Origin of the sequence: Yinghuangia soli (genome assembly GCF_021502675.1) — a bacterium.
Classification (GTDB): domain Bacteria; phylum Actinomycetota; class Actinomycetes; order Streptomycetales; family Streptomycetaceae; genus Yinghuangia; species Yinghuangia soli.
The window spans coordinates 1-12,956 of sequence record NZ_JAKFHA010000057.1 but is presented as its reverse complement, the minus strand read 5'-3'; the positions used below and the strand labels follow the sequence as shown (position 1 = coordinate 12,956).

The 12,956-nt window shown below is 67.9% G+C and carries 15 protein-coding genes; 3 read left to right on the top strand and 12 right to left on the bottom strand.

Features of this window, described 5'->3' with window-relative positions; genetic code table 11:
* Positions 1–10 precede the first annotated feature (10 nt).
* The 12 genes from LZ495_RS41775 to LZ495_RS41720 form a co-directional block, all read right to left on the bottom strand.
* Positions 11–235, bottom strand: coding sequence for a helix-turn-helix domain-containing protein (locus LZ495_RS41775; protein ID WP_235058484.1), 225 nt, complete (start codon positions 233–235; stop codon positions 11–13).
* Positions 232–1,386: an AAA family ATPase gene (locus tag LZ495_RS41770; protein ID WP_235058483.1), complete on the bottom strand. Its 1,155-nt coding sequence runs from the start codon at positions 1,384–1,386 to the stop codon at positions 232–234. Before LZ495_RS41770 ends, LZ495_RS41775 begins: the two co-directional genes overlap by 4 nt.
* A complete protein-coding gene (locus LZ495_RS41765; RefSeq protein ID WP_372498721.1) occupies positions 1,383–2,330 on the bottom strand; it encodes a bifunctional DNA primase/polymerase in 948 nt (315 codons plus the stop codon). Before LZ495_RS41765 ends, LZ495_RS41770 begins: the two co-directional genes overlap by 4 nt.
* 74 nt (positions 2,331–2,404) lie before the next feature.
* Positions 2,405–3,091 (bottom strand): DNA cytosine methyltransferase, encoded by a 687-nt coding sequence (locus LZ495_RS41760; protein WP_235058482.1) that lies wholly within the window; start codon positions 3,089–3,091, stop codon positions 2,405–2,407.
* A gap of 92 nt (positions 3,092–3,183) precedes the next feature.
* On the bottom strand, positions 3,184–3,639 hold the full coding sequence (ssb, locus tag LZ495_RS41755) for a single-stranded DNA-binding protein (protein ID WP_235058481.1): 456 nt from the start codon (positions 3,637–3,639) through the stop codon (positions 3,184–3,186).
* 98 nt (positions 3,640–3,737) lie between these two features.
* Positions 3,738–4,010 (bottom strand): hypothetical protein, encoded by a 273-nt coding sequence (locus LZ495_RS41750; RefSeq protein WP_235058480.1) that lies wholly within the window; start codon positions 4,008–4,010, stop codon positions 3,738–3,740.
* Positions 4,011–4,050: 40 nt separating this feature from the next.
* Positions 4,051–4,332 (bottom strand): hypothetical protein, encoded by a 282-nt coding sequence (locus tag LZ495_RS41745; RefSeq protein WP_235058479.1) that lies wholly within the window; start codon positions 4,330–4,332, stop codon positions 4,051–4,053.
* Positions 4,333–4,473: 141 nt separating this feature from the next.
* Positions 4,474–6,699 (bottom strand): FtsK/SpoIIIE domain-containing protein, encoded by a 2,226-nt coding sequence (locus LZ495_RS41740; RefSeq protein WP_235058478.1) that lies wholly within the window; start codon positions 6,697–6,699, stop codon positions 4,474–4,476.
* A 76-nt stretch (positions 6,700–6,775) separates the two neighbouring features.
* The gene (locus LZ495_RS41735; RefSeq protein ID WP_235058477.1) at positions 6,776–7,153 is read right to left on the bottom strand and encodes an RRQRL motif-containing zinc-binding protein; all 378 of its coding nucleotides are present in this window, start codon (positions 7,151–7,153) and stop codon (positions 6,776–6,778) included.
* The gene (locus LZ495_RS41730) at positions 7,150–8,511 is read right to left on the bottom strand and encodes a hypothetical protein (protein WP_235058476.1); all 1,362 of its coding nucleotides are present in this window, start codon (positions 8,509–8,511) and stop codon (positions 7,150–7,152) included. Before LZ495_RS41730 ends, LZ495_RS41735 begins: the two co-directional genes overlap by 4 nt.
* On the bottom strand, positions 8,508–8,933 hold the full coding sequence (locus LZ495_RS41725) for a DUF3307 domain-containing protein (RefSeq protein ID WP_235058475.1): 426 nt from the start codon (positions 8,931–8,933) through the stop codon (positions 8,508–8,510). Before LZ495_RS41725 ends, LZ495_RS41730 begins: the two co-directional genes overlap by 4 nt.
* A complete protein-coding gene (locus LZ495_RS41720; RefSeq protein ID WP_235058474.1) occupies positions 8,930–9,199 on the bottom strand; it encodes a hypothetical protein in 270 nt (89 codons plus the stop codon). Before LZ495_RS41720 ends, LZ495_RS41725 begins: the two co-directional genes overlap by 4 nt.
* Before the next feature lie 470 nt (positions 9,200–9,669).
* On the opposite strand from LZ495_RS41720, the gene LZ495_RS41715 reads away from it, so the two are divergent.
* The 3 genes from LZ495_RS41715 (at position 9,670) to LZ495_RS41705 (ending at position 12,806) form a co-directional block, all read left to right on the top strand.
* On the top strand, positions 9,670–10,002 hold the full coding sequence (locus LZ495_RS41715) for a putative quinol monooxygenase (protein ID WP_235058473.1): 333 nt from the start codon (positions 9,670–9,672) through the stop codon (positions 10,000–10,002).
* Entirely contained in the window at positions 9,992–11,233 is a 1,242-nt protein-coding gene (locus tag LZ495_RS41710) for a helix-turn-helix domain-containing protein (RefSeq protein WP_235058472.1), read from the top strand. Before LZ495_RS41715 ends, LZ495_RS41710 begins: the two co-directional genes overlap by 11 nt.
* A gap of 481 nt (positions 11,234–11,714) precedes the next feature.
* Positions 11,715–12,806 (top strand): hypothetical protein, encoded by a 1,092-nt coding sequence (locus tag LZ495_RS41705; RefSeq protein ID WP_235058471.1) that lies wholly within the window; start codon positions 11,715–11,717, stop codon positions 12,804–12,806.
* Positions 12,807–12,956 lie beyond the last annotated feature (150 nt).

Here is a 12,956-nt window from a genome sequence, read left to right as displayed (position 1 = left end):
GGTTCCCTCCCTACGCCGCGAGGCGCGCGTTGGTCTGGCGCAGGCGCGCGACGTACTCGTGCAGGGCATCCACGGGCACCCGACGGAGACGGCCGACGGGCACCGACTCGATCTCGCCGGAGCTGATGAGCGCATACAACGTGGTCCGTCCGATCCCGAGCCGTCGGGCAGCTTCCTCGACCTTGAGGAGCACCAACGTCGGGTCGAACGTGCTGGGCGGCTCGGGCTCGCTCACTGCTCGCTCCTCTCGTCGTTGTACGGGAGCGGGACAGCGCCGTTGCTGGTCTGTCCCATCTGTTCGCGCTGGTCAGAGCCCGACGCGGGACTGTGGGACACCTGGGACAGGTGCGACAGGTCCCCGTGCTTTGTCGCGTTGTCGGAGAAGTAGCGGCCGTTCGAGTCCTTGGAGAGCTGTCCGTCCGTCGCCATGCGCGCGCAGGTGCGCCGGACCGTAGGCGGATCCACGTTCGGAACGGCCTTGGCGATGTCTTTGGGCTGAGCGCCTGGGTTCTCCCGGACGTACCGCAGAATCGCGGTGCGGGTGTCGCCCATGGAGTGCTCGGCGGCGTTCCCGCCGAGCAGGCGCCACGACCCGGTTTCCGGCTGGAGCGTCAGGGCGTACTCGGACTCGTCGACGTCGCGGCCGGTGACGTGCAAGACGCCGTCTGCCTGCCCGCGTCCGCGCCGCAGAACGAGCGTGGCGTCCGCCGCGCCGGCAAGGCCGTTGGTGCCGGAGACCTCCGCGAGGAAGTCGTCCGATCCGGCCTTGCGGACGTGGTGAACGAGTACGACCGCGATGGCGTGGTCGTCCGCGAGCTTCTTGGCGTGTCCGACCGCGGCGTAGTCCGCGTCGTACGCGGACGCGCCGAGTGGAGCGTTGCCGCGGACCTTGGCGAACACGTCGATGACGACCATGCGCGCGTCGGGATGCCGCTGCAGCCATGACGCGATGGCGTCCGTGCCGCCTTGGGGGAGTGGTGGGCAAGCGGTCGCGAGAGTCAGGCCGGCCGGAGCCGGACGACCCTGCAACAGCTTGCCCATGCGCGTCTTCAAACGGCGCGGTGTGTCCTCAAGTGCCAGGTACAGCACCGGTCCGCCGTCCACGGGGATGGCCTCGAAGGCGACTCCGCCAGCAGCGACCGACAGTCCGAGCCCGAGCGACATCCACGATTTCCCGACCTTCGGGGGACCACAGAGCAGGTTCACTCCTTCGGACAGAATCCCCGGGACCGCCCAACGCGGCTCCGGGAACTCCATCGCCATCAGCTCGTCGGCCGTCCACGCGGTGCGACGTTCGGGAGTTGCCGGAGCACCGTCCACAGGCTGTGAATTCGTGGGGACCGCGTGCAAGTGCTCGGCGAGCGCCGGACGCGGCGTGGCGCTCATGCCGCGACCGATCGCGGACGCTTGGCCCCGGCGGAGAGCCCGGAGCGGATCGTCTTCTCCGCTTCGCGCGGTCCCTGCCCGACCTGTGCGGCAGCGTTCGCGAGCGCGGCCGTGGCCTCCTGCTCGGCGAGCGCGCCGCCGGCGACGAGCTGTCCGAGCGCGCATGCCGACCGGTACAACGCGATGTTGTGCTGGTCGTCGCCGGATTCGAGCACGTACCGGACCTGCGCGTTGACCGCAGCGTTGACGTATGCGCCGCGTCGGTCGTTCGGCAGGCTGAGAACGACGGGCTTCTGCGCCGGAAGCGGCTTGGGCAACAGGAGGTCAACGAGCCATCCCGGCAACGGCGCCGGTGTCGGGTCGCTGTCGAGAACCACCGTGTAGGACTTGCCGCCCACGGTGCTGCCCGCAGCGACGACGTACCCGCCGTGTGCTCGGGTGTCGACCTTCCACCCGAGAGAGCCGCAGGTGTTGCGCAGCTCCATCCCGCCGGGCGCGGCGAAGTACAGGTGGCTTCCCCCGCTCGGCGTCAGCACGGTGAACGTTCCGTCCGGGTAAGCCGCGTGCTGCTCATCGGCGATGACCGCGAGCACGTCTGCGCCGCACGCGACGCTGCGGCTTGACCACGGCTCCTTCGGCTCCTCGTCGTTCTTGCGCACGTCCAGGTCCACTACGACCAGCCCGCTCGGGCCGGTCGCAATGCCGATGTTGTACGCCGCGTGCTCCCAGCACCGTTCGATGCGCGCCTGGTTGGTGGTCGCCTTGTTCTCCCAGTCGCGCACCGCCGGACGCTTGTCTCCGGGGATGAGCGGGAAGACGTGCCACCCCCGAGAGGCGTAGACGAGCGCGGCCGTCTGGAGCGGGTTCGGGTCGGGCGGGTGCAGACCACCGCCCGGCGCATGGGCGCGGCAGAAGTATCCGTTGGTGTACCGGCGCAGGCCCACGGTCTCCGGACACGGATTCCCGGACCATCGCGAGCAGATACGGTCGTGTGATGTGAGGCTCATGTTCGGGCTCCTCACGCGGCCACAGCGGGCGCGACGAGCTGCGCGGCCACCGCACGTCCGATGTGGTCGGTGTAGGCGGGTGGGATGGCCTCGGCGAGTTCGCGACGTACGTCGGTCCAGTCGATGCCCATGGCGGTCTGCCACTGGGCGACGGTGCCCTTGCCGCCGCCGTAGCCGTACACGGCGAAGTACGGACCTTCGAACCACTGGCCGTGCCGCATCCCGGCGACGCGTCCGCGGTGCGGCCGGTGCGCCGGTTGCGGGATTGCGAGTCCGTGCACCTCGAAGTATCGGTGGCGGATGACGGCGAGTCCGAACATCTCGCCGCACAGCCGCAGGTCGCGGCGCATCTTCGCGCCGGGCACGTTCTCGATGACATGCGGCACCCCGGACGTGGCGAGCACGTCGCGGGTGGGGGCGATGAGCTTGGGGTAGTCGCGCAGTCCCTTGTTGGTGCCGTTGGACAGGGTGCATGCGTCCTGGCACGGCGGGGAGGCGTGGACGAAGTCGAATTGGTGCGCGTGCGCGGCGGCGTACTCGATTGCGTCCGCCTGCACGAACGCGTCCCCGCAGTAGTTCGGCTGGCGTGCGATGTCCACGCCGGTGACGTGGAATCCGGCGAGCTGGTACCCGCGAGCCGCGCCGCCGGCGCAGCAGAACAGATCCAACACTCGCGGTCGGAGGATGGGTCGGTACATGCTGAAGGTCTCCGATCTGCCCCGAGAGGGGCGGGTAGAGACCCGGGGCGCCCGACGGATCCGCCAAGACAGGCGGGCGCCCCGGGGCATGGCTAGAACGGCGGTTCGTCCATCGCTGGCGGCGTGCTGGACCACTGGTCGCCACCGGTCGCGGCGCCGTTGGTGCGGGCCGCGCGACGGGTGGCCTTGGTGACGCTCGCGGTGGCCCACGTCAGGGACGGGCCGATGTCCTCCAGGTCCAGGACGACGCGGGACCGCGGTTCCCCGGTCTCCTTGTCGTCCCACCGCTGCGTGGTCACGGTGCCGGTGGCAATGACCCGGTCACCCTTGAACAGCGATTCGGTGGCGTTCTCGGCGAGTCCACGCCACGCGGTGCACTCCCAGTAGGTGGTCTCGCCGTCCTTCCACTCGTTCGCCTGCTTGTCGAAGCGGCGCGGGGTGACCGCGATGGCGAGCCGCATCCGGGCGACTCCGGAGGGCGTGTACGCCATCTCGGGGTCGCGGGTGAGGTTCCCCACGACGGTGATGGTGGTCAGGTTGTTCGCCACTGTCTGAACTCCCCTCCAGGGGAGGCCGGTCCGTCCGGCCGTCCCCCGCGGTCCCGGAGCACGTGGGGTGCTCCGGGGCCACGGCGAGCGGCCGTCGGTCAGGAAAGGGCGTTGGTGAAGCCGTCCACGATGCTGGTGAACATCGCGTGCGTGGACGTCGACAGGGACCCGGCGATCTGGGTGCCGGACAGGCCGACGCCGGCGATGAAGAGCAGGAATCCGGCGAGCTTTGGGGCCTTGCCGTTCGCGAGCAGGACTGTGGCGAGGATGATGCAGATGGCCGGCATGGCGAGGGTGACCGTGCCGCCGCCAGCGGTTCCGGCGGGCGTGGTCCCGTCACCCGCGGTGAGGGTGAGGAAGTTGGTTCCCATGGCAGTCTCCTGATGTTTCGTCAGGGGTGCGGGTGGGTGGTCAGCGGGTGCCGTCGTGGTGCAGACGGCGGCCGGCGTTGTGGATGCGGCGGCCGATCCGGAGCCGGGCGCCGGTGCCCTTGCAGCGGCGGCACGGCTTGCGTATGCGGCGCTTGGGCTTGTGGTTCGGGTTGGTCCGGGCCTGCCTGCGCTCCCACCACGAGACGTGGTTGCCGGTGCCGTCGCAGAACCGGCAAGCCGCGAACGGGCTGAGCCAGCACAACAGTGCGTAACCGACGGGCAGAGCGAGGACGAGCAGGCCAGCGAGCGTGTTCGGGGTCATGACTGCCTCCCAGAGGGCGTTTTCGCTGGTTCCGGGCATGGCGGTGCTAGGGACTAGTGCGCTGATCAGCGCGAGAATGGGTTGCTAGCAGGGCTGCTAGGTCTAGCAAGGGGTGCTGCTAGACCTAGCAGCGCTTCGCGGTCAGTCCGAGCGGCGTCGAACGTCACGCTTCGTGATGGCTGCGGTGACGTCGTCCCGCTCGATCCCGCGCCGGTTGGCACCTTTGCCCGTGGTCTCGTCGGTGCCCCAGACCTGATCGACCGCCACACCGAACGGCTTGAGCGCCGCAGTGAGTTGCGCCGACTTGGCCTTGGCGGGAAGCGCAGCCCACGGGCCGTAGGCGTCCGGCCGCAGCTCGGCGAGCCGGTCCACCACGGTCTCGTTCCACACCCGTTCCTCGGACGCGGGGATGACCGCGAGCACGTCAGCGAGCAGGTCATGCGCCGGGGCGCGCTCGGCGTCGGTGGTCTCGCCGGCCGCGTACCCGGACAGCGTTCCCGCGGCGATCCGGGCGGCGCGGGCCCGCTCGGCGATGCGCTCGGCGGCCGGCGCGTCGATGTAGAACGTGCGGATGATCTGCGGATCGGTGGCGTGCCCGACCAGGTACCCGATGCCCCTGTCGTTCGCCGTGAACGTCGTGGCGCGCAGACCGTTCTTGTACGAGCTGGTGCCGAGCACCATGTCGTTCTCGGTCTGGCCCATCACCCGCAGGCAGAACCGGATGCCGACGTTCGCCGAGACTCCGGTGGGCATGGAGTCCTTGTCGGGGCGCTGCGTTGCCAGCTCCAGGATTACGCCCATGGCCGGCCCGCGCTTGATGATGCCGGTGCACAGCTCGGCGGCTTCCTTGCCGAACTTGTCGTGTGCGAAAAGCTCCTGGCACTCATCGATCGCGACGAGCAGCGGGTGAAGCCTCAGGGACTTCTTCCCGGCCAGTTCCGGAGTGACCTTGTTCTCCGGGCAGACGTCCTTGGGCAGGTTCCGGATCACCTTCGCGCGGCGCTCAAGGTCCTTGTAGACGTACCGGAGCATGTCCATGCACGCCGCAAGGGTCTCGTCGTCCGGTCCGGACCCGTAGGTGTGGGAGACCTGCTCCAGCGGCCCCAGGTCACCGGTGCCCTTCAGCTCCCACGTGTGCATCTCGACCGTGGGGTCGAGCGCGACCGCGAGCAGCACCACGCGCAGGGCGAACGTCTTGCCGAAGCGCGGCATGGCGCCGATGAGCATGTTCGCGAACATCAGCGTCAACGCGACCGTGCGTCCGCGCTGGTCGGTGCCAAACGGCAGCGGCTTGAACACGGACGTCGTCCCGGCCTTGGCCAGCGGCCATGCCGGTTGCGATGCCTGGTTCATGTCCTGGTCGCCGACCCACAGCACCAGGCGGCCGGTGTGCTGGTCGTGGACGGGCTCGGGCCACACGCACCCCATCGGCCGACGCAGACCGGACGCGAGCCGGTCGCGGCGCTCCATGATGTCTACCGCCGTGACGCCGTACGGCAGATCGACGTCGGCACGCCACCCGGGACCGTCGCGGGTTATCGGGGCGACGAACGCCCGCGGCCCCCACCCCTTTGTCATCGCCTGGTTGATCCCGGCGATGCCGAGTGCGCCGAGCGCACGCAGGACGATGTGCGAAGTGAGTTTCTGGACCTGCGGCTTGACGACCGCCGGGCCGATGAGCGGCCGATCCTGCGGGGCGCCGAGCCACCCGAGCCCGCCGACGATCCCGGCGAGCGCGAGCAGCATGCCCCAAGTCGGGCCGGCCACGATGAGCGCAGTCAGCAGAATTGCGGTGCCGAGCGTTGCTGCGAGCAGGATGGTCAGCCGCAGTCGCACCTTGCCGTCGCGGTGCTTGGCGAGCCGCAGGTACTCGGCGGCGTCGTTGTGCGCGATGGCGTTCGCCCGGATCGGACGGCTGTCCGCATCCGACACCCACCGGAACGCACCGCCGACCAGCCGCGCCGCACCGAGCGGAGAGCGGATGGCGAGCGTCCCGGCGTACACCGGAGTGCGCACCGCGTGGAACGCGAACACGTGGGTGAAGTGGTCCAGCGTCCACCGCACCCGCTCGCGCAGCTCGTCACGCGAGAGCAGCCACGTCGGCAGCACCTCGCGGCGCTCGCCGCTGCGGATCGACTGCTGCCACGACGGACGGGCCGGCGCGGGACCGTCCACGGGAACGGCCGTCTCCTGCTCGCCGTCGTCGGCGGTGCCCGGCTCGGGCTCCGCGGTGTCCGCCGGGTCCGCGTCGGCCGGGTCGGTGTCCGGGGGGTTCTTGCGAAGGAGGATGACCTCCGCGTCGGGCCCCTCGGTCTCCGCAGGCGTGAAGTCCTGCGAGTCGGGGCCGAACAGGTCGCTGTGCGTCATGCTGAGGCTCTCCAATCAAGGTTGGGGAGCGGCCCCGGCGGTAGCTGCCAGGCGAGAGCCGGGGCCGCGTCGCACATCAGGCGGCGCTGTACATGGGGGGAGCGTCCGCGCACGGCACACACATGCCGAGCCGGACGGAGACGACGTATCCGCGATCGACGCGGCAGATCGGGCACGTGCGGCGCGCGAGCATCGCCGCGGCGAGAGCCCGGTACTTCGGGACCGTCATCGGTCGTACCGGCAAGGCCAGATCGGTGCGGTACAGGTACGCAACCCGCACCACCCGCCGGGACTGCCACATGACCTGTGCGACCGGTTCCTGGCCTCCAGGTCGGAGACTCGAAGAACGGAGCTGACGACGGGTCGCCAGTCCCTCGGGGGCCAACTGCCACGGGTAGGTGGGGAGTCCGTACCGCGTGCCGTCCGGGTCCCAGAAGCGCCGGCGGAACCTCATGCGACGCTCGCCGTGCCAGCACCCGACTCGTCATCGGTCGTCCGCTCGGCACGCAACGTGTCGCGCAGCGTCCGAGCCGACTCCGCAGATGTTCGGACCGACTTACGGATGCGGTCGGCCGTCAGGTTCTCAGTCGGCCACTCCGCAGTGATCCGACGGGCATCGGTCAGGAGTTCGCCCGCCGAGCGCTTCGGTACTGTCGACTTTGCGGCCGAGGGAACCCGACCGGTGGCCTTCCTCGCCGTGGGAGTCGGCCGACTGATCTCGGGTTTGCTTTGCGGTACTTCATCCGGAAAGTCCCGGTCACACCCCGACCGTACCGCCGACTCGTCGGCCGACTGCTTGTCGATGGGGCTCCCGATCAACTCCTCGATCGGGTACGACGCATCGAACGCGACGACCACCGCGTCGTTTACTGCCTGGTGCGCGTCGGCGATCGTCCCGCCGGGCGCCATGTCTTGGAGCGTGGCACTGAGCGGCTGAAGCGCCTTGAGCCCGACTGCTTCGGGGTTCACCGCGGGTGCCTTGTCGAGCAGGCCGCCGATCCGCTCGACTGCCTTGTGATGCTGCTTCAGGGTCCGGTGCGTCACGCCCGGGTCGGCGCCATGCACCGACCGCCACGCGATGACCCATGCGGCACCTTCATCGATCCCCGGCACCGCTGCGATCAAGTCCCGCGCACGTCGCGACACCTTCGGGTACCGAGCCTTGCGGTAGTAGTCGGCTCGGACCTCCGCCGAGGGCTTGCCACTGTCGTCGCCGCTCTGCGAGTGCGCGTACGCCTCCCACAGGACCACGCCCAGCATGCTGGCGAGCGCGAGCACGCACGCGAGCGGGATGCTCCGGTGGTAATTGTGGGCGAAGTTGAGCGCCGACGCGGTGAGGGCCGAACCCCACGTGATCGCCCGGTACATGCCGACCGGCCGACCATCCTCGATCGCCTTGGAAGCCATCGCGGCTCCCGCCCACGCGGCACCCTCCGTCATCGCGGTGACCAGCACCGCGAGCATCGGGTGCATGCCCAAGCCCAGGTAGAAGCCCATCTGAGCCGGCCACGCGGTGCCGATCGAGGCGACCATGACGACCGCGACCAGGACGAAGTCCCGGCGCTTGCGCACAGACACCAGCGACGCGTCCCACTTCGCCCGGAACGCCGCACGGCGAGCCGCCTTGTCCTCGGCGGACTCGGCGCGAAGGTCGCGCTGTTCCTGCCGCTGGATCGCCGCGACCTGTGCGGCGGCCTGCGCCTGGACGACCGACGCGAGCGCGGTCTTCTCCGCCGCTGCGGCGTGCGCCTCGGCGATCCGCGCGGCATCCATCTTCTTGCCCGCGCGCATCGTGTAGATGGTCTCGGTCACGACCCCACCCCCGCGATGATGACGGCGGCGACGAACAGCCATCCGATGTGCCACGACTGGTCGAGCAGGTACGGCGCGTTCGGGTCGCGCTCCCACCAGGTGCCCTTGCCGACGCGCCGCGCCAACGCGGCGAGCGTGTGACGGCGGTCCGCCCAGATGTGCGACACGGTGTCGAGCGTCATCCCGAGCGCCACACCGAGCGGCGCCAGCGGCAACGCGAACACCACCCACACCAGCGCCAGGAACAGCGCCTTGACCACCCCGAGTCCGACGCCGTGACGGGTGGCGAAGTAGCGCCCCGTCCAGTCGTTGCGGCCCTTGTTGACCGCCTCGCTGTCGGTCTGCACCCAGTGGTCACCCACCATGTGCGCCGCGTACAACGCGAACCCGACAGCCGCGAACGTTCCCGGGTCCGCGCTCACGCCGCCCACCGCCCAACGGCGGTGCGCGACGTCGGCAGCTCGATGATCTGCGCCGACTCGTTCATCAGCTTCTCGGCGAACGCCGCAAGCTCGGGCTCCTCGCGCCACAGGTCCGCGAGCACGTCCTGAGCGGCGTCCAGCCGCGCGGCGCGCTCCATCGGCGTCTCGTCCGTGGGGCCGGTGAACAGCTCCGGGTCGATCCCCATCGCCAACTCGGCGAACTCGGAAACCGAGAACGCCATGTGCCCGGCGACAATGGTTCGCACGGTCGTACTCCTCTCTCGAAGGAGCGACCTACGGGACGACCGCCACCCCGCCAAGGACAGGCGGTCGTCCCGGCGCACGTTGGTGCGCCTCGCCACATGTGACGAGCGGTCATAGCCCCCGACCCACTCGCAGAATCGCTGCGGGTCGAGGACCAAAAGCACTCGTAGCTGTGGTTTCTCAGCACTCTGTGGAGTTCTCAAGCAGCACGCCCGTGACGGGCAGACAGCCTGGTCGGCCGTCATCGTTGCCACCCACCGACTTGCGGCAGCCCAAACCAGGAGGTCAGAGCCCCGTTCCTTCCGGTGCGGTGGCGACATGACGAACGTACTCGCAGAGAATCTGCGAGTCAAGAGAAACTGTTAGTCGCAGAAGTTCAGCGACCGTGCGAAACTTGCACACGTTCCAGTGCAACTTGCACATGTCTCTGCGAGTCCAACTTGCACACGACTCAGTGAGGGGTGCTCTGACCATGGCGTTCGGCCTGGTAGTCCGATTCACCGCGCATGACGAAGAAGCCGCCCGCGCGTTCGACGCGCTCGCTGCGACGACGCTCAAGGACATCCGGGCGAACGAGCCCGGGACGCTGATCTACGTGAACCACGCCGTCGAGGGTGAGCCGGCGGTTCGCGTCTTCTACGAGCTGTACGCAGACCGCGCTGCGTTCGATCTGCACGAGGAACAGCCGCACGTTCGGCACTTCCTCGCCGAGCGCGAGCAGTACCTGGCGAGCGTGGACGTCTCGTTCCTGCACGAGATCGACGGCAAGGGCACGACCACCGAAGGGATCACCGATGGACGCTGAGGAACGAAAGGCGTTCGGCGCGCGCGTCGCGCAGCTGCGCAAGCAACGGGGGATGAAGCAGGAAGAACTCGGCGCGGCCATCGGCCGTACGAGTAGCTGGGTCTCCCAGGTCGAGCGCGGTGTTCAGCCCGTCGTACGCCTTGACGTCCTCCAACTGCTCGCCGACGGACTCGGCGTCTCCGTCCAGGTACTCAGCCCCGATGCGCCGACCGCGCCCGCAGGAGCGCCGGTGGAGGCTGCGACCGACGAGCCCAACGACCTTGACGAAGCAAGGCTGTTGATCTCGGGGCATCCGGCGCTGGACGTCGTCCTAGCCGAAGAAGCCGCCGAGATCCCCGACCTTCCGGCGCTCACCGCGGCTGTGGATGAGGTCTGGGCACTGACCCACGCCGCACGCTTCGCCGAACTCAGTTCCCTGCTCGGCCGACTGGTGCCACGGCTTGAGCGCGCCGCACGTACCGGCGATCCCGAAGCAAGGCGCGACGCTCAGACGCTCCTGAGCGCGACTTACCAGGCGCTCGCCGCGGCATTCGTACGTCAGGACGAAGCGGACGCGGCGTGGCTCGCGGCGGACCGCTCTATCCGAGCTGCCGAGATGTCGGAGCAGCCGCTTCAGGTGTTCGCGGGCATTTTCCGGCTCGCGCAGGCATTCGTCCGGCTCAAGCGCCTGGACCAGGCCGAGCACGCCGCGTCGAGCGCCGTCAATGCGCTCAAGCCGCACACGACCGGGGAGTCCGTCGAGCCGGAAGCCTTGTCCGTGCTCGGCTCGCTCCACCTAGTGCTCGCGCTCGTCCACGCCCGCGCCGGCCAGCGCATCCAGGCGCGCGAGCAGATTGCCAACGCCCGCGCGGTCGCTGCGCGACTTGGCGAGGACCGCAACGACTTCAACCTTGAGTTCGGCCCGACCAACGTCGAGATCCAGGCGGTCTCAACCGCCGTCGAACTGGGCGACGCCGGCGAAGCCCTCGACATCGGCCAGTCGATCGACCCGACAACCCTCTCCGCCGAACGCCGCTCAAGGCTCCTCATGGACCTAGGTCGAGCCCACGCCCAACGCCGCCACATCGGCGAAGCGCTAGACAGCCTCCTCCGCGCCGAAGAGCTGGCACCGGAGACGGTCCGAACCCACGTCGCCGCCCGCGCCACCATCCGCGAACTAGTGCTCATTGCAGGGCGCGCTGCTCCGCCTGAACTGCTGGGCTTGGCTGAGCGTGCCAACGTCTCTGAATAAGCGTTCCTTGCGACTGGGGCGGATGCCGTGCAGCCGGTCTGGCCGAGGGCAGGACGCCCCACGCTAGAACGAGCCGGGCACTACGGAAAACCGCCTGAACGATCAGCCGGTCTTACGGCACCATCGGCACATGCGGGTACTCACCTTGGACGTGTGGCTGAACGCGCCGGATTGCTACTTCTCGAACTTCCGGTCAACCCAGTCAATCCTCGAATATGACGTGGTTGTTTGGGATCCGGTGCATACGCTCGGGACGTATGAAGTCAACTTTGGGAGCCCTCGCTATCGTGGACTTCCCCGGTTGTCTTCCGCTGATTCTGTGCAAGTGCTGCGTGACATTTCACGGCGTCGTCGAGAGTTTGAGAAGTTCCTGGCTTTGGGTCGGACTCTAGTTATCCTTGCGTGTCCCCCGCAGGAATTCTACTTCGACACTGGCGATCGGACTACGTCGGGTACCGGGCGCAATCAGAAGGTTACGCACTTGGTCGAGCGGCTGGACGTAGTGGGTTCTAGCCTTCCTGTCCACTTCAAGGCTAACGTCAGTAGTGGATCATCGCTTAAGGCAGTGGATGATGGGATGGCGGCCCTGCTTCGAGTCGAGCGGGATAAATGGTACTACCGGGCAACCTTCGATGAAACTCCCGGGAAGCCATTGGCTCATGTTTCGGGAACGGACGTAGTCGTATCCTATATCCAGACTGTTGGGGGGAATGGGATTTTCGCTGTCCTGCCAGATTACAAAGATCAGGTTGCCGTAGGCGACCATGACGATGACGATGAAGAAGATGGCGACGATGACGACTTTCCGGATTTCGGGGACGCGGATGTGATCGCATCCCATGACCCCAGTAATCCGGACGCCATCGCCTGTGCGCTTGTGCGGTGGGTGGCGTCCCTGCGTGAGGAGGGGCACGCAGATCCAGACTGGGCTGATAAGTTCAGATTCCCTGAGGATGCCGCGAGGGAATCGCGCCTGAAGGCTCTGAGAGAAGGGCTGAACGAGACGCTGGCTGCGATCGACGAAGTCTCGGCGGAGCGCGCCGCGGACAACGAATGGCGCTTGTTGGTGACCGCATCCGGAGATGCGCTGGAGAGGATCGCAAAGAAAGCGTTCGAAGTTCTTGGATTCACTGCATCGGTAGGGCCCGTGGCGCGCGCTGATCTACTGCTCTCGCTCGATGGTCAAGAGGCTGTCGTAGAAGTTAAGGGAGTTTCCAAGAGTGCGTCAGAGAAGAATGCTGCCCAGTTGGAGAAGTGGGTTTCCGAGGAAACCATTGAGAATGGCAGGGCTCCAAAGGGGATTCTTCTCGTGAATTCGTGGAGGGGCATCCCCGTCGACGCGCGTGGCGAGGATTCATTTCCGAATCAGATGATTTCGTACAGCGCGGCCCGAGGGCATTGTCTAATTACCGGCCTTCAGCTGCTGTCTATGGTGCGGAAGACTCTTGTCCAGCCGTCGGCGGCAACTGCTTTGGCAAGAGAGGTCCTTGAGACTGTCGGGCCGTTGCTTGGTCATGACGACGTGGATTCCGTGTTCATGGCGCGGGTTGCTGAGGAAGACAGCGAATCGTGACGCCCCGTCTCTGGCCTGTCTCACTAAAGCTTGTCTCGTAACTCGTGAACGGGTCTGACCTGCGGTCGTGTTCGTCATCCGGTCATGGCGAGGTTGTGCATACGGGCGACGGCGCTGACCGCCCAGAAGACGCCGTCGCCCTTGCGGCGG